Genomic DNA, 16,402 nt, shown 5'->3' with positions numbered 1-16,402 from the left:
GTTTTTAGATTTTGCCCGCCTTAAGTATTTTTTTTAGAAAAGGCTCTTTTCGTAAACTTTGTTCCTTTCGGACCTTAATAAGGGTCAAAAACTTAAGTTTCTAGGCAATTTTCGCAAATGTTCTTACGAAAAGATGCCACGAAGCATTTTGTTATACGAGTTGATGAACTTATACGAAAAACAACAATCTATGCGAAATTTGCCTTATTTAATTACTATAAAAATTCTTTAGCATTCAATTTCGCGTGCAATAACCATTCTTTGTACTTCTGAGGTTCCTTCCCCAATCTCCAGAAGCTTTGCGTCACGGAAGAATCGTTCCACCTGATATTCTTTCATATACCCATAGCCGCCATGGATTTGAACGGCTTGATCACAAACACGCATACAAATTTCTGAAGCAAATAATTTCGCCATAGCTGCTTCCTTTTTAAATTTCTTGCCTTGATCCTTCAGCCATGCTGCTTTATAAACCATATTTCTAGCCAATTCTATGTTCATAGCCATATCAGCCAGTTTGAATTGAATCGCTTGAAACTTCGAGATGCTTTGACCAAATTGTTTTCTTTCTTTTGCGTATTGCAGTGCTTTCTCATAGGCGCCTTGTGCGATCCCGACAGCCATTGCGCCAATGCCGATTCTTCCGCCATCGAGTGTAGCCAGAAACTGCTTAAAACCATTTCCTTCAACACCCAAAAGATTCTCTTTGGATACGCTTACATTTTCAAGAATTAATTCAGTCGTATTTGATGCGTGAAGGCCCATTTTTTTATAATTATCAATAACCGTAAATCCCGGTGCTTCAGTCGATACAATAAAGGCACTAATCCCATTGGTACCTTTGGAGCGGTCGGTCACTGCTGTCAGTGCAAGATTTTTGGCGAAGCTTGCATTGGTAATAAAACATTTAGAACCGGAAATCGTCCACTGGTCGTCATTTAATGTGGCAGTTGTCTGCGTTCCGCCGGCATCAGATCCTGCATTTGGTTCTGTTAAGCCAAAAGCTCCCAAGTATTCCCCTGTACATAACGGTGTTAAATATTTTTCTTTCTGTTCGTGTGTCCCAAATAAATGGATGGGTGCCCCTCCTAAGGAAATATGGGCGGAGTATGTAATCCCTGTAGATCCGCAAACACGGCTAAGTTCTTCAACTGCAATAGCAAAACTAACAGTATCTGCTCCCCCACCTCCATATTGTTCCGGGAATGGAAGCCCCATGATGCCGAGTTTTGCCAGCTTATCAAAAATTTCCTTTGGAAACTCTCCTGTCCGATCCCTTTCATCGGCTCCCGGTGCTACCTCTGCTTCCGCAAAATCACGAATTAATTTTCGAATCATTCCCTGTTCTTCTGTTAAGTCAAAATTCATCTAGCATCGCCCTCTCAACTAAATTAATAGAGTCATTCATTCTTGATGCAACCTTTTGCCATGGTTTCTTGATGAATATCACTAACACAATTCTTAATCTTCTAATAATTATACCAATAAAAATTCAGAATTCTATGTCAATATTACTGAAAAAGAGGGAGAAAAATTTGTAGGTTTTATACAAAAATATAATCGAAATAATTGAAACGCTTTCATTTTACTTCTATAATTTTCTTAAAAGATTTTTAGTTTCGTTGAATACGATAAAAGCCTAAAATACTAGATGCTTTAGGAGGACACAAATGGAAGATACATTAACACATCGCCAGCTTCAGTCCCTAATTCATATTTCCAATGTTCTAAACACCTCTTTTGATATTGAAACGATTATCGAATTAATAATGCGCGAAACCATTTCTGTTGTCGAAGCAGCAGAAGGTGGATCATTGTGGTTATATAATAAAAAACTAGATTGTCTCATCGCGCAATCCGCACAGGGGGTTTTTTACCCAAAGATTTTTCGGCAAATCCGTCTAAAGCCCGGTGAATCCATGACAGGAAAAACCTTTGAATCAAGAAAATCGTTAATATATAAGAATGATATTGAAATAAAAAAAGCGTTAGCCACTTTATCTTTAAATAATTCTAAATTATTAAGTAGAGCCATTCCTCATAATTTCCATTTTTCAACCGTAATTTCTGCCCCGATTTTTTTGAAGGGGGAATGCATCGGTGTTTTTACTTTGGATTCTTTCCAGCAGTCTTTAAACTTCAAGCCTGAAGATCTTCATCTATTAGAGGCAATTTGTCATCAAGCTGCTGTTGCATTAGAACGCTCAAGCCTCTATAAAGAAAAAGAACAGACTGTCAAGAATCTCTCATATTCCATTGAAACACACAGGACCTTGGCAAATCTTGTTCTTCAGGGAGAGGATCTTCAATCGATTTTACATTACATTCACCGGTGGATTGGACAAAACACGTTTCTTTTTGATGAGTTGGGGGATATTCTCACCTCTTCCTCTGATCCGGCTCTCTCTTCCCAAATCTTAATGTTTGTTAAGCAACAGGCCCGGATTATGATGAATGCAACAGAAAATTCTCTTTCCGTTAAGGAAGTGGAAGTTGCAGGGGTCCCTTATCATTTGGTCAGATTACCTCTTGGGTCGAAACCGAATTTCCTTGGTTTATTAATGATCCTTTCTACTAAAAAATTGGGCGATATGGATTTAGCTGCGCTTGAACATGCGTGTACCGTCCTTTCCTTACAACTATTTAAAGAACAAACCGTATTTGAAACCCAACAGCGGTTACAAGGTGAATTCGTAACAAAACTCTTTTCTGAACAAATGGATGAGGCACTTTTTCAAAAAGCAAAAAGTCTGGACTTAAACCCTGCCCATAACTACATAACGATTTTGATTGAATTCTCAGCACATTCTAACAATAAGAAACATCCTCAAGATGGGCTTATTAGAAAAATAATTCAACTAACAAACCTGGCTTTTCTTGGACCTCACACGAAAGGTATGACTGTAACACATCATCAACAAATCGTAGTGCTTCTTTCCGAACCTTCGAATACGGCGAAATCTTTGATTGTTTCGCGGATTAAGGAAAAAGCCAAGTGGATTCAAAAGGAAATAATATCAAGGAATTGGGAAGTGGAGATCGCTTTTGGAATAGGCAGAGTGAAACAAGGGCTGCAGAATGTGTACAAGTCTCTCAAAGAAGCTGAGAATTGTTTGAACTTTATTCGCACACTTAATTGGGAAAATTCAATCCTCAGCTATTCCGACCTAGGAATCCAAAGGTTTATTCTGCAAAATCCCGAGGAAGAAGTGCTGGAATTTATCAATGAGATGATAGGTCCCCTTATTGACTATGAAAATTCACGAAAAGGAGACCTTCTAAAAACACTTTATGTATACTTGGAAGGGAACCAAAATGTAAAGAAAACGGTAGATACCTTACATGTTCACATAAATACTTTAAGTTACAGGTTAAAAAGGATTGAAGAAATCCTCTCCATTGATTTAACTGATAGTAACCAAGTGCTTAACCTTCATTTGGCAGTAAATATATATCGGTATATAAAAAAGAAGCCGAGTTTGCAAATGGTGTGAAAGGCTATAAGTTATTCTATATTTTTAACAGAGGCTATTTTCGCATAGATTGTTGTTTTTCGTAAAATTCCATCATCCCGTATAACTAAATGCTTCGTGGCATCTTTTCGTAAGAACATTTGTGAAAATTGCCTAGAAACTTAAGTTTTTGACCATTATTAAGGTCCAAAAGCAACAAAGTTTACGAAAAGAGCCTTAACAGAAGAAAGCTGCCTATTCCTTTAAGGCAGCTTTCTTTATTTTTAGTTTTATTGCTATTTCTTTTTAATCATATACTTGATAAATAATGAGCAACCTAACTATCGAGAATATAAAGCTGAAAGGAGAATGTAAAATGGAAGCGAGTGTTATGCATATCGTTCAACGTGAATTATACATGATTACGATGGTCTTTCTTTTTGGTCTATTGACCATTAAACTTGCCGAGCGAATAAAAATTCCTGATGTGGCTCTCTTTATGATCGTAGGGATTTTGCTCGGACCCTCTGCCTTCAAGTTAATAACCGTTCCTAATGATTCAGTAGCCTATCAATTTATTATCGTTTTAGGATCCATATTAATCTTGTTTGAAGGCGGGCTCGCAATTCATTTCTCCGTCCTTAAAAAGGTATGGATTACGATATCTCTTCTGTCTATTTTAGGAGTTCTCATTACAGCCATCGTTGTGGCAGTTACTGCTTACTATTTATTAGAAATGCCTATTATGTATTCCTTACTTCTCGCTTCCGTTATTGCATCGACAGACCCTGCCACATTAATGCCTGTATTTAAACAAATTGCCATTCAAGAGAAGGTAAGAAGAACTGTCGAAAGTGAATCTGCCTTTAACGATGCGACAGGTTCCATCTTAACATTTACGGTACTAGGTGTTCTAATCGGTCATACAAAATTATCATTTTCTTCAAGCCTTTGGAGTTTTTTTCGCGAAGCTGGCGGCGGAATATTAGCTGGGGTAGTTATTGGTTTTCTTGGAATTCTATTAACCTCGGAACACCGCTGGGGAATTTTCCGAAAATATAGCACAGTAGTCAGCTTGGTTGTAGCGATAAGTGCTTATTTGGCCGCAGGGTTCATGAATGCCAGCGGCTTTATGGCTACCTTCACTGCGGGACTTGTATCTGGAAACCACCAACTTTTTCGATTTCATGTTTCCGAAGAAACGAAATCGCCTGTGTTTGAATTTTCCGGTACGTTAACCTTAATTATGAGAACACTTATTTTTATGCTGCTAGGGACTCAAGTAGATTTTAATATCCTAGGCAAGTATTGGCTGCAAGGAATCCTTGTTGTTCTCGTCTTCATGTTTATCGCTAGACCACTTGCAGTCTTGCTCTGCACTTTACCTGACCGCAAGGCAAAATGGAAATGGAATGAAATTTTGTTTATGTTCTGGGTCCGTGAAACTGGTGTTATTCCTGCAGCATTGTCTGGGATGATTGTCGCTTCAAAAGTACATTATTCAAACCAAATAGCTTCGGTAACCTTTATTGCGATATTAATGACGATTCTCATCCAAGCAAGTACAACTGGCTATGTAGCTAAAAAGTTGAGGATTACGTTGGAACCTGTAAAAGATGGTTAAAATCGCATCTTAAACCACATACCCATTAGCATACACCTTAATAAAAATTATGGTCTTGCGTTTTCGTGTGCGATTTCAGCGCCAATAGAATTTTCATCAAAATCAAAAAATTAGGGAACTTCATTTGAAGTTCCCGCTTCTATGTCACTTTGCTCTTCTGCTAAAGCTACCCGTTAATTCAACAAGAATCCTAAAAAGAAGGCGGAGTCACCGAAAAAAGAATAACAGCATTTTTATTAAAGTTATTTTCCCATTTATGCTTCATATGTGCTGGTATTTTTACACTATCACCAGGTTCTAATATATATTCTTCATTATCTAAATACACTTTAATTTTCCCTTCTAATACAAAGGCAACTTCCTCTCCTTTGTGTCCTAAAAGCTTCTCAGACGAGGATGTATTCGGAAGAACCTTCATAATTGCAGTTGCCAGATTTCCTGAAAAATCAGGTGATAATAACTCATACGATAGGTTATCAACAATCATTTTTTTACGTTCATTTGACCTAACAACTAAATCTGCTGTATGTGTTTCTTCAAGAAAAAAACTAAAGGTGGGAACGTCAAGTGCTTTGGCTAAGACCTTTAGAGTTTGAATTGAAGGATTTGCCAATCCACGTTCGATTTGGCTCAACATTGAAGGTGTTATTTCGGCTAACCTTGCTAATTCTCTAATGCTCAGGTCCTTAACTTTTCTATATTTTTCAACCTTCTTACCAATATCTATATTTTCCATTACTGCCCACTCCTTAAAAATCAAATGTTAATTAATATTGAACAAAATTAAATAATACTTAAAACACAAATCAATTTGTGTTAAACTCTAATTAACGATTGTTAAGTTATATTTTATTTCATTTTGTTGGCTGCAACAAGCCAAATAGGAGGATTAGCGAAATGAAGAAGATAGAAGGCAGAGATTTACAAACATGGAAAGTGCAATATCCTTTACTAAACAAACTCATTTCGATGAAGGAAATATTGTGGTTAAATCCTAATATTGAAAAGTTTAAAACAGGAATTAAAAAATCCCCCCTTACTCAAGAAGATGTTAGGGATGCTGAGGAAAGGTTGAAACGTTTTGCTCCATATATTTCCAAAGTTTTTCCAGAAACAAAAATGATGAATGGGATAATAGAATCTCCTTTAATGAGAATTCCTTCCATGAAACAATCCTTAGAGCAGGATTATCAACAACCTATATTAGGTGAATTATTGCTTAAATGTGATAGTCATCTCCCTATATCAGGATCTATAAAAGCTAGAGGCGGTATTTATGAAGTCCTCAAACATGCAGAAGAATTAGCTCTTCAACATCAATTGTTGACGATTCAAGATGACTATTCGATTTTGGATAGTGATAGGTTTCGAACATTCTTCTCACAATATTCAATTGCAGTCGGTTCGACTGGAAATTTAGGACTTAGTATAGGCATCATGAGTGCAAAATTAGGTTTTAATGTGACTGTTCATATGTCAGCTGATGCAAAGCAATGGAAAAAAGACTTACTTCGAAGCAAAAATGTTAATGTAATTGAATATGAAGCGGATTATAGTAAAGCAGTAGAGGAAGGACGACTCCAAGCAGATGGGGACCCTACATGTTATTTTGTGGATGATGAAAATTCCCATGACCTATTCTTAGGGTACGCAGTGGCAGCATCTCGATTAAAAAAACAATTAGATGAGTTAGAGATAACCATTGATGAAAATCATCCTTTGTTTGTTTACCTTCCATGTGGAGTAGGCGGTGGTCCTGGAGGTATAGCTTTTGGCTTGAAGTTATTGTATCAAGATCATGTTCACTGTTTCTTTGCAGAACCTACCCACTCTCCATGTATGTTACTTGGTTTAATGACTGGACTTCATGACAAAATTTCTGTACAAGATATTGGCATTGATAATGTAACAGACGCTGATGGACTTGCTGTTGGAAGACCATCTGGATTTGTGGGTAAAACGATGGAACCGTTTCTAAGTGGTAATTATACGGTTAGCGATGAACAGTTGTATAAGTTATTAAAGAAACTAGTTGATACAGAGGGAATGCATTTAGAACCTTCAGCACTGGCAGGCATGATCGGACCAATTAAATTAAGTCAAGAAGGAACCGATTATTTACTGAAGCATAATTTAACGGAAAAAATGAGTAAAGGTACTCACATTATTTGGGGGACTGGCGGAAATATGGTTCCCAAAGATGTGATGATGGATTATTATCAAAAAGGATTGAATTTAACACGGGGTTAGTTGCCCCGTGTTTTTTACTGAAAAAATTTTTTCTTGTTCTACTAGCCTGCCCGTTCTGGTAATTAAAGTACCCTATAGGTAGACTTTTTTTCAAAGTGTCTACTCTATAGGGTACATATTAAATAGCCTGCCTTTTGTTTTGAAAAACGTCTTTAAAAGATTATTTCTTCAAATGATAAGGAACCGTTGAAATAACAACGTCTTTATTTCTTAATAACCATACCCGAAGTAAAAGGGCCGTTTGATTGTGCAGTAAATTATGCCACCATTTTTTCGGAATAAATTGGGGTATGACGATATGAACCTGAGCTTTAAATTGATCTTTTTCTTCAATAATATTTATTAATCTTGTCAGAGGTTCTAACACGGATCTGTATTTGCTCTTTAAGGTTACTAGGCGGCAGGGTGTCCCCCATTCCTCCCACTTCGCTTCCATCCTTTTTATCGACTCATCATCAAAGCCCACATATACAGCCAATAAATTTTCCGGACTAATACTTTTTGCAAAGGACAACGTATTTTGGACCACACGATGAATCCCTGAAACGAGGACAATGGTGATGACTCGATTGGTTTCAGGATGTACAGTTTTAAGGTCAATTCTTAATTCATTCGCAATAGCTTGATAGTGTCGATGTACAAACATAGAACAAATTATCAGTATAGGGATAACAACTAAAACAACCCAAGCTCCACTTGTAAACTTTGTAACAGCAAATATGACCGCCACAATCGTCGTGATGATAGCTCCAACAGTATTGATGGCTAATTTACCTTTCCAATGAGGCCCCTTAACACGTCTCCATCTTCTTACCAAACCATATTGTGCAACGGTAAAGGATAAGAACACCCCAATAGCATATAAAGGAATTAAAGCATTGGTATGTGCATGAAATGCAAGAATCAGTAAGCTGGCAGTTGCTGCTAAAGCGATAATTCCGTTTGAATATCCTAGTCGATCTCCCCTATTTGTAAGTCCTCGAGGTAAAAATCCATCCGCAGCTACGATAGCAGCTAATAGTGAAAAGCCTGTAAAGGTCGAATTGGCTGCGAGGATTAATACTATAAACGTAAACCAGATAATGATTTGGTAGAGAATCCCATGGCCAAAATAATATTGGGTTAATTGGGACAGCATCGTATTATGCGGGTCTGGAGAAATCCCTTTAACATACAAATGGTACGCAAAACCTAAAAGAGTTATGGATGTAATCGTGCCTAAGGCAATATATGTTTTAATGGCATTTTTTTGCCGTGGTTCTCTAAAAATCGGGACAGCATTAGAAATGGTCTCGATACCTGTCAAGGCAGAACAAGCAGAGCTAAATGCTTTCAATAAAAGTAATACTGTTAGCCCATGAGGTACCGTACCAAACTTTGGTGTATCCTGCTGAACAAAACCATGTTTAAACTCATCGAAAAAACCAAAGAAAATTAAAATCAACATACAACCCATGAACCCTAGAGTTGGCCAAGCAAATATTTTGGCTGATTCTGCAACCCCGCGAAGGTTAACGACTAATAAAATAAAAACACATAAAATAGCTAGGACTGTTTCATATGGTGATACAACTGGATAGGCAGATGAAACAGCCTCTAATGCTGCGGAAACGGAAACAGCAACCGTTAAAATATAATCAACGAGCAATGAACTGGACGCCACTAAAGATATCCAGCGGTGTTTAAAGTTATCCTTTGCAATCGCATACGCTCCGCCGCCATTTGGGTAAGCAAGTATCCCCATTATGTAAGAAAGGATAAGTAGTGCTAAAAGGACGACTGTAGAAATGGTAATCGGGATGATGTACCACTTTGCCTCCGGTCCTAAATTGATCAGCTCCGTAATCCCGGATTCGGGTCCGTATGAAACGGATGAATAAAGATCAGCTGATAATATCGGCAGAGCAATATACCAAATTAATTTGTTATGCTGAGCATGTAATTCTGCCGTTCGCATCGGTCTGCCAATTAAAATCCTTTTAACACTACTAAGATTTGAAATGGAATACCAGATTGCAACTATGGCAAAAATGGCAAGAATTAGTTCTAAAATTTGAGATGGATGTGTCATGTTCTTATCACGTCCTTAATCATATGGAAAAAACCCCCATTTTTAAAAGTTGGCATTATAAAAAGACCTACTTTATTTTTGGCTTTTTTTCTGCTAAAAATGCAAAAAAGCCCCCTCAAATAGGCGGTCCTTATGACCTCCTTCGCTTTAGCCGACGAAGTTAGCTGACGGGTAGGATGGCGAAAGAGTTACTCATCCCTTCTGTAAACAGAATTAACCCCCAATAATTGGTTCCTCCGTTCCTGGTGCACCAGGATTAAGCCGGTTATTCAATAGATATGTTGTAATTTTATTGATTCATCTGGAAATTGTAAACAACCAATTTCACGCAAAAATATTGCAATTTTAATTATTTCTCAAACGTTTTCTTCACTTATCTTTAAATTTCTCATCTTTACATTTTATATATTGGCTAATTTACAAATTAAATAATGGGATGAGTCTCTGTCTCATCCCCGTTACTCTTTACTAAATGGTGAACTAAGATTCTTTAATGTATAAAGCCTGCCTGTAAATATGAATAAATCATTATAATTATTTTTTACATATTCATCAATAATGCTGGTTCCTTTATTAAATCCATCAACTAGATAAAGTGTATACTTTTCATCCCAAGAGTACTGATTAATTCGGTGAAGTTCATCGGCAATAATTTGAAACTTAAAATCTTCAATCAACAGTTTAATTTGATAGATTTTATCTTTTTCCACACGAGTTCTGTTTTTATTTTCATACTGGTGATGAACAAATTTAATAAAATCATTGATATTTTCCGCCAGCATAAGTGCTTTTTGCATCTCGAAGTTCATTTCTCCATCTCCCTAAAGTGTAAATATCGAATCCTTTATTAAGAAGATTATAAGAGCGTTATTTAATACCTTTCCCACCACTAACCCACCGTTTCCAAACCATTATTGTAAGGATATTTACTGGCCTGTACTAGTTGGTTAAATAATTCTTGCATCTCCGGATGTTTTTCTGACATCGATTCTGGATGCCACTGAACGGCGATCAAATAAGGATGCTCTTTTCCTTCGACCGCTTCGATGATTCCGTCATCTGCAAGGGCCGTGATCACCAGACCTCCCCCTAGCTTTTCAATTGCTTGATGATGTAGAGAATTTACAAACATCGTTTCTTTACCCCAAACCCCTGCAATCCAGCTATTTTTCTCTAGTTTTACCTGGTGAAAAGGAAGTGGTCGTGGGATGGTTTGCTCATGAAGATGGGCTTCTCTATCTTTAACTGAAGGAATATCTTGTAAAAGTGTTCCGCCACAGGCAACATTGATGAGCTGTATTCCTCTGCATATTCCAAATATCGGCTTTTTCGTCTTCGAATAGTAATGATATAACCTTATCTCAAACTCATCCCGCTCCGTGCGAAAAAAACCGATTTTTACATGTGGCGACTTTCCAAAAAATTGGGGATCCACATCTTCCCCGCCACTAAAAATGATTCCATCACAAAGTTCAACATATCGCTGAATCGCCTCTTCATCCTTGACAGCAGGCAAAAGTAATGGGATACCACCGGCTCGTTCCACTGCCCGATGATAATCATGATGAATATAAACTCCTTCCATGTTGTCATTATGCTTAACATATGATGTCGTAATGCCAATGACTGGTTTTTTCATTTTTTTCACTCTTTCTATTTCATATTCGAGCAAGGAACACAAACATTGATTCCTTAAAGTACTTTTTCTAAAAATGAACGAAGCCGCTTGCTTTTTGCGCCGCCAAAGATTCCTTTAGGCGGTCCATCCTCTACAATCACACCTTGGTCTAAAAATATTATCCGGTCTGCCACTTCTTTTGCGAATCCCATTTCGTGCGTGACGATGATCATGGTCATCCCTTCTTTGGCCAGTGCGCGCATAACCTGTAACACCTCCCCGACTGTTTCCGGGTCAAGAGCACTGGTTGGTTCATCAAATAACATCACCTTTGGGTTCATGGCAAGGGCTCGTGCGATGGCCACCCTCTGTTGTTGACCGCCTGATAAACTTTTTGGATATTCTCCTGCTTTTTCTGTTAAATCTACTTTCTCCAAGTAACCCATGGCAATTTTTTCAGCTTCTGCTTTCGTCATTTTTTTAATTTTCATTGGTGCCATTGTGATGTTTTCCAGAACCGTTTTATGCGGAAATAAATTAAACTGCTGGAAAACCATTCCCATCTTCTGCCTTGTAACCGTGATGTCATGTCCTTTTTCCGTTACACAAGTCCCTTCAAAATAAACCTCACCGCTTGATGGAACCTCAAGCTGGTTGATACAGCGCAGAAGCGTCGATTTTCCTGATCCTGACGCGCCGATTAAACAAACTACTTGTCCTTTTGGAATGAATAAATCAATGCCTTTTAAAACATCATTGGAGCCGAATGTTTTATGTATCATTTTCATTTCCAGCATTAATTCGACACCTTCCTTTCCACTATCTCCGTTAACCAGTTAATGGACGTATATAAGATCCAGTACATTAAACCAATGGTAAATAGATAAGCGAAGATTTCATAGTTTTGCGCATAGCCAATTTGGGCACTATACGTTAGTTCAACGACGCCGATAACGGCTAAAAGGGACGTATCTTTTAAACTAATACTAAATTGATTCATGAAAGCCGGCGTCATTCGTTTCACAGCTTGTGGTAAGATGACATAAAAAAAGGTTTGCCGTTTTGTGAATCCAAGAGCGCTGCTTGCTTCCTCTTGCCCTTTATCAATTGAGGTAATACCAGCACGAAATACTTCAGCAAGGTATGCACCTGCATTGATGGAAATCGTCATCGCTCCCACAACCATCGGAGGCAGTCCACCAGGGACAATCATGGGCATAATTGCGAAATAGACGAAAATAATTTGAACATATAGTGGAGTTCCACGAATAATACTTACATACACACGGGTAAGGCTTTGTAAGACCCGATTGGAACTGATTCGAAACATCCCAAAGATTAATCCGATAATGGTTGCGATCACTAATGAAATACAGACAATTTCAAGAGTCTTCCCCGCTCCTATTAACAGGTTGGGAAAGTCATTCCAGACCATTTCAATTCCTCTCATATGAACCCCTCTCTCTTCTATTTTTGAAAAAGGCGCATTCAATTCATGCGCCTTTTTGTCCTACTCATTTCTAAGTTTTAGTTCCTGCTTTCTAAAAACCTATTCACCGAAATACTTCTTATGCAATGCAGCGTACTCGCCGTCATCTTTTATTTCTTTTAACCCTTTATTAAAATCTTCTAAAACCTTTGACTCATCTTTAGCGATTGCAATCCCGTATTGTTCACCTGTTAAACGCTCACCTACAATTTTTAAACCTTTTGCAGTTCCCGATTTCATTTTGTCCGTAACAAACGGGTAATCATTAACCAGAGCATCAGATTGTCCATTTTGTACATCTAAATAAAGAGTCGGCTCATCCTCTAGAATTTTTACTTTTGCTCCGTATTGCTTTGCTAATTCCTTCGCTTTTTCCAATCCGGAGGTACCGTTTTTTGCCACAATGGTTTTTCCTTTTAATTCTGCAGGTCCATTAATGCTGCTTCCTTCTTTTACGACAAGTACGAGACCGCTATCAAAATAAGGATCGGTGAAATTCGTTACTGCCTTACGTTCTTCTTTAATAGTTATAGCCGCTGCTGCCCCGTCCACTTGGTTAGTTTTTAAAGACGGAATAATTCCATCGAATTTCATATCTTTCCACTGGATTTTATATCCTTCTTTTTTCGCTATTGCCTCAACCACCTCGATGTCAAAACCCTCATACTTGCCATTTACTTTGTGTGCAAAAGCCCCGCCGTCTGCACTTGTAGCGAAAACCAATGTTCTTTCTTTTGCGTCACCGCTTGAATTATTGGTTGTTGTCGATGCTTTCCCACACCCTGCAAGTGCCAGTGTAATGGCACCACAAATAGCTATCGATTTCCACATTTTTTTCATTGAAGCCCCTCCCATTTCCATTCAACTTGTTTATTCTCTCAATTTAATTAAAGGAGATAAATGACTCCGAATTCTATTTTTTCACCCCGCTTCCAAATCTTGTAAAAGGTTGTCCAATTCTTTTAAATTGCCTACTAGATTAGCTGATAAAATTTATATTCAAATTTAAAACTTTTAGACCTGATTTTAGGACAAATCCCTTGCGTTAAATCTTTTTTACAAAGAAAAAAGCTGCCCATAAATTTGAGCAGCATTTTTAAAAAACATTCTAAATATTTAATTATAATTCAGCAAGCCCCTTGAACAGTTCAACTCCCGTTTCGATGATATCGTCGCGGAAATTATACTCGTAGCTATGGAGGTTCGGATAGTCTTCACCGTTTCCAATATACGTGTAGGATCCTTTTGTAAGTTTCGTATAGTGGCCGAAATCTTCGGAACCACGGAATGCTTCCGACAGCTCCATCATCGGAATCCCTTTTTCTTTGCAGACTTGGCGAATCTTGTCAGAGCTTTCCTTATGATTTGCCGTTTCCGGGAATTCATCTTGGTACTCGAAGGATACTTTCAGTCCATACTTCTCTGCTTCAGCCTTTGCAACCTCTTCCAAATTCTTCTGAAGATTGTCCATTTCTTCCTCGTATAGTGCACGAATGGTCATTCTAAGTGCACCTTTGCTAGCATTGACACCAAATGCTTTTGCACCAATATCGACCTGAACAACCGTGCAGAGAACAATCCCTTTATTGATTTCAGGATCAATAAATCCAGGAATCGCATCTATTACCTTTGCAATTGCGAAGGACGGGTTGATGCCCTTCTCAGGTTCGCTGGCATGGGAAGGAACGCCCACCATATGAATAGTCATACCTTTGGAAGCAAAGTGTGCAGTCCCATCAATGACGAAAACGGTATTATGCTTAAAACCGCTCATATTATGCCAGGCAAAGATTTCGTCAATGTTATTTTCCTTTATGAAAACAGCGCACTCAGCAGCACCGTCACCTGTTTCCTCGGCATGCTGGAATAGGAAGTAGATGTTATTGTCAGAACCTTTCTGATCGATTTCAAGTGCAAAACCCGCTAACGTTGCAGAGTGTCCGTCATGTCCGCATTTGTGAGATACACCGGGAAATTTTGATCCATACGGCAGATCAATGGTTTCATCAATTGGGAGTGCGTCAAAGTCCGCCCGGAATGCAACGTTCCTTTTGCCTACTTCTGACCGATAGACAACATAAAACCAACGGCCTCTATCCACGATTTCAAGTTTTGTATTTACTTTGAGGAAATTAATTAAATGCTGTTTAGTCCAAACTTCATGGTTCGATAATTCAGGATGAGCATGAAGTTCATGGCGTAGTTGAATTGCTAATTCAAGATTTTTCTTTTCCATTTTAAATTCCCCCTTAAATTCGCAATAAATCTATTACTTTTAAAATAAATAAATAGCGGTATAAGTCTATTAAAAATGTGCATAACACCAAAAATGTTTTATTTTATTTCAGTTTCATGAATATGCGACTCTAAAAACGGCTTGTAGTTCGGTTCCTGTAGTTTTCCTTTTTTATTTAAGATTGTACCGATAATAAAGTATATCACCAGCATTGGTGCTCCAATATAGAATGAAAATCTTGTTTCAGGGCTGTAAGCAGTATAAATGGCGATAGCAATTAAAACTAAAAGGGATATAATTGTTGGAAATGGGAAAGTACCCATCTTAAACTTAAGCTTGTCTACAGAGCCGCCATGAGCAACCAACCATTTTCTGAATCGATAGTGTGCTAGAAAACTACCAAACCAACCAAGTAAAGTATTAAAGCCAGCGATAGAAATAAGCCATACAAATACTTTATCCGGAGAAACGAAATTAGTAATCAATGAAACTTGGCCAAGGAACAAAGTGAGAATAACTGCATTTATTGGGATACCACGTTTGTTTACTTTGCCCAATGCTTTCGGTGCTTTTCCTTCATTTGACAAAGCAACTAGCGTTCTGCTGATTGCATAAATCATCGAGTTTGCTGCTGAAGCCAAAGATGTCAAAATAACAATATTCATGATTACAGCAGCTCCTGGTATTCCTGCCAATTTAAACAGGCCTGAATATCCATTACTTAAAACGCTTACATCTTTGTAAGGAACTACCAACCCCATCACTGTTATGGAACCAACATAAAAAAGTAATATACGGAAAAAAATCGTATTGATCGCTTTAGGAACATTCTTCTGAGGGTTTTCAGTTTCACCCGCTGAAATTACAACCGTTTCAACCCCCAAATAAGACCATATGACCCCAGTCATCATCAATATTACCGCTGTAAATCCGTTAGGGAATATGGACTTGATGTTCCAGTTAGATAATCCGATGAACCCTTGATGTCCAATCACTCCAAATATCATTAAAACACCAACAACTAGGAAAATAACTATCGCAACAACTTTGATACCAGCAAACCAGTATTCAGCTTCTCCATATGATTTTACATCAATCATGTTAAGGCACAATATGATTAATGAAATGATAATACAAAATACCACAGGCGGGATGCTTGGAAAGAATTGGTTTAGAATCATTCCGCCTCCAACGATTTCAGCCCCAAGACCGAGAAATCCGTTGATACTTAAATTCCAGCCTATCATGAAACCTAAAACAGGATGGACAAACAGCCCTGAATATGTCGTATAAGCCCCAGGAATAGGCATGAAGGTAGACATTTCTCCAAGACCTTTCATTAAAAAATATACTAAAATTCCAATAACTAAATATGCAATCGGACCGCCAAGTGCCCCTGCCTTTGATACAACATTTCCGGAAGCAAGGAAAAGTCCTGTTCCAATTGTTCCGCCGATGGAAATCATCGTAATGTGCCGACTTTTCAGCCCCCGTTGTAATTCATGGTTTCGATTTTCCATATAGTTAATCCCCCATACTATAGGTTATACATTGGTTGACTTTTGTTAGAATCTCCTTTCCTCTTAATCTTAATTCAGAATACAATACAAAATATTCCGTCTTTTATAAATATAATGTATTATATTTTGTATATATTATATT

Annotated in this window: 13 protein-coding genes and 1 riboswitch; of the genes, 3 read left to right on the top strand and 10 right to left on the bottom strand. The window is 37.8% G+C overall.

The features are described from left to right. Positions 1-228: 228 nt before the first annotated feature. On the bottom strand, positions 229-1,368 hold the full coding sequence (locus tag BIV60_RS23915; RefSeq protein ID WP_071358219.1) for an acyl-CoA dehydrogenase: 1,140 nt from the start codon (positions 1,366-1,368) through the stop codon (positions 229-231). Between the two features lie 302 nt (positions 1,369-1,670). On the opposite strand from BIV60_RS23915, the gene BIV60_RS23910 reads away from it, so the two are divergent. Both BIV60_RS23910 and BIV60_RS23905 read left to right on the top strand, forming a co-directional pair. Further along, positions 1,671-3,494: a helix-turn-helix domain-containing protein gene (locus BIV60_RS23910; RefSeq protein WP_071358218.1), complete on the top strand. Its 1,824-nt coding sequence runs from the start codon at positions 1,671-1,673 to the stop codon at positions 3,492-3,494. 334 nt (positions 3,495-3,828) lie between these two features. Then, on the top strand, positions 3,829-5,076 hold the full coding sequence (locus BIV60_RS23905; RefSeq protein WP_071358217.1) for a cation:proton antiporter: 1,248 nt from the start codon (positions 3,829-3,831) through the stop codon (positions 5,074-5,076). Positions 5,077-5,266: 190 nt separating this feature from the next. Here the strand turns inward: BIV60_RS23905 and BIV60_RS23900 are convergent, their stop codons facing one another. After that, positions 5,267-5,812 carry a helix-turn-helix domain-containing protein gene (locus tag BIV60_RS23900; protein ID WP_071358216.1) on the bottom strand — a complete coding sequence of 182 codons (546 nt, stop codon included), beginning with the start codon at positions 5,810-5,812 and terminating at the stop codon, positions 5,267-5,269. A gap of 161 nt (positions 5,813-5,973) precedes the next feature. Here BIV60_RS23900 and BIV60_RS23895 point away from each other — a divergent pair, with 161 nt between their 5' ends. After that, entirely contained in the window at positions 5,974-7,326 is a 1,353-nt protein-coding gene (locus BIV60_RS23895; protein ID WP_071358215.1) for a D-serine ammonia-lyase, read from the top strand. A 160-nt stretch (positions 7,327-7,486) separates the two neighbouring features. On the opposite strand, the gene BIV60_RS23890 is transcribed toward BIV60_RS23895, so the two are convergent. From BIV60_RS23890 to BIV60_RS23855, 8 genes are all read right to left on the bottom strand, one after another. Beyond that, positions 7,487-9,397, bottom strand: coding sequence for an APC family permease (locus BIV60_RS23890; RefSeq protein ID WP_083402422.1), 1,911 nt, complete (start codon positions 9,395-9,397; stop codon positions 7,487-7,489). Positions 9,398-9,531: 134 nt separating this feature from the next. Continuing rightward, a riboswitch (cyclic di-AMP (ydaO/yuaA leader) is annotated at positions 9,532-9,670 on the bottom strand. 185 nt (positions 9,671-9,855) lie between these two features. After that, positions 9,856-10,206, bottom strand: a complete 351-nt coding sequence (locus BIV60_RS23885) for a hypothetical protein (RefSeq protein ID WP_071358214.1) — start codon at positions 10,204-10,206, stop codon at positions 9,856-9,858. Between the two features lie 80 nt (positions 10,207-10,286). Beyond that, a complete protein-coding gene (locus tag BIV60_RS23880; protein WP_071358213.1) occupies positions 10,287-11,036 on the bottom strand; it encodes a gamma-glutamyl-gamma-aminobutyrate hydrolase family protein in 750 nt (249 codons plus the stop codon). Between the two features lie 53 nt (positions 11,037-11,089). Next, positions 11,090-11,812 carry an amino acid ABC transporter ATP-binding protein gene (locus BIV60_RS23875; protein ID WP_071358212.1) on the bottom strand — a complete coding sequence of 241 codons (723 nt, stop codon included), beginning with the start codon at positions 11,810-11,812 and terminating at the stop codon, positions 11,090-11,092. Next, the gene (locus BIV60_RS23870) at positions 11,812-12,465 is read right to left on the bottom strand and encodes an amino acid ABC transporter permease (RefSeq protein WP_071358211.1); all 654 of its coding nucleotides are present in this window, start codon (positions 12,463-12,465) and stop codon (positions 11,812-11,814) included. Before BIV60_RS23870 ends, BIV60_RS23875 begins: the two co-directional genes overlap by 1 nt. A gap of 99 nt (positions 12,466-12,564) precedes the next feature. Then, positions 12,565-13,344: a transporter substrate-binding domain-containing protein gene (locus BIV60_RS23865; protein WP_071358210.1), complete on the bottom strand. Its 780-nt coding sequence runs from the start codon at positions 13,342-13,344 to the stop codon at positions 12,565-12,567. Between the two features lie 280 nt (positions 13,345-13,624). Beyond that, positions 13,625-14,740, bottom strand: coding sequence for a M20 metallopeptidase family protein (locus BIV60_RS23860; RefSeq protein WP_071358209.1), 1,116 nt, complete (start codon positions 14,738-14,740; stop codon positions 13,625-13,627). Between the two features lie 98 nt (positions 14,741-14,838). Then, positions 14,839-16,260, bottom strand: coding sequence for an amino acid permease (locus BIV60_RS23855; RefSeq protein ID WP_071358208.1), 1,422 nt, complete (start codon positions 16,258-16,260; stop codon positions 14,839-14,841). Positions 16,261-16,402: the final 142 nt, after the last annotated feature.

Source organism: Bacillus sp. MUM 116 (genome assembly GCF_001866655.1).
Classification (GTDB): domain Bacteria; phylum Bacillota; class Bacilli; order Bacillales; family Cytobacillaceae; genus Neobacillus.
Note: the sequence above shows the minus strand (reverse complement) of the source record. Positions and strands in the feature narration are given on the sequence as shown.

Bases quoted from the DNA above. Each gene is read 5' to 3' on its own strand.
- BIV60_RS23855 (WP_071358208.1), bottom strand. From the start codon at position 16,260: ATGGAAAATCGAAACCATGAATTACAACGGGGGCTGAAAAGTCGGCAC.
- BIV60_RS23885 (WP_071358214.1), bottom strand. From the start codon at position 10,206: ATGAACTTCGAGATGCAAAAAGCACTTATGCTGGCGGAAAATATCAAT.
- BIV60_RS23880 (WP_071358213.1), bottom strand. From the start codon at position 11,036: ATGAAAAAACCAGTCATTGGCATTACGACATCATATGTTAAGCATAAT.
- BIV60_RS23860 (WP_071358209.1), bottom strand. From the start codon at position 14,740: ATGGAAAAGAAAAATCTTGAATTAGCAATTCAACTACGCCATGAACTT.
- BIV60_RS23905 (WP_071358217.1), top strand. From the start codon at position 3,829: ATGGAAGCGAGTGTTATGCATATCGTTCAACGTGAATTATACATGATT.
- BIV60_RS23870 (WP_071358211.1), bottom strand. From the start codon at position 12,465: ATGAGAGGAATTGAAATGGTCTGGAATGACTTTCCCAACCTGTTAATA.
- BIV60_RS23910 (WP_071358218.1), top strand. From the start codon at position 1,671: ATGGAAGATACATTAACACATCGCCAGCTTCAGTCCCTAATTCATATT.
- BIV60_RS23900 (WP_071358216.1), bottom strand. From the start codon at position 5,812: ATGGAAAATATAGATATTGGTAAGAAGGTTGAAAAATATAGAAAAGTT.
- BIV60_RS23915 (WP_071358219.1), bottom strand. From the start codon at position 1,368: ATGAATTTTGACTTAACAGAAGAACAGGGAATGATTCGAAAATTAATT.
- BIV60_RS23865 (WP_071358210.1), bottom strand. From the start codon at position 13,344: ATGAAAAAAATGTGGAAATCGATAGCTATTTGTGGTGCCATTACACTG.
- BIV60_RS23890 (WP_083402422.1), bottom strand. From the start codon at position 9,397: ATGACACATCCATCTCAAATTTTAGAACTAATTCTTGCCATTTTTGCC.
- BIV60_RS23875 (WP_071358212.1), bottom strand. From the start codon at position 11,812: ATGCTGGAAATGAAAATGATACATAAAACATTCGGCTCCAATGATGTT.
- BIV60_RS23895 (WP_071358215.1), top strand. From the start codon at position 5,974: ATGAAGAAGATAGAAGGCAGAGATTTACAAACATGGAAAGTGCAATAT.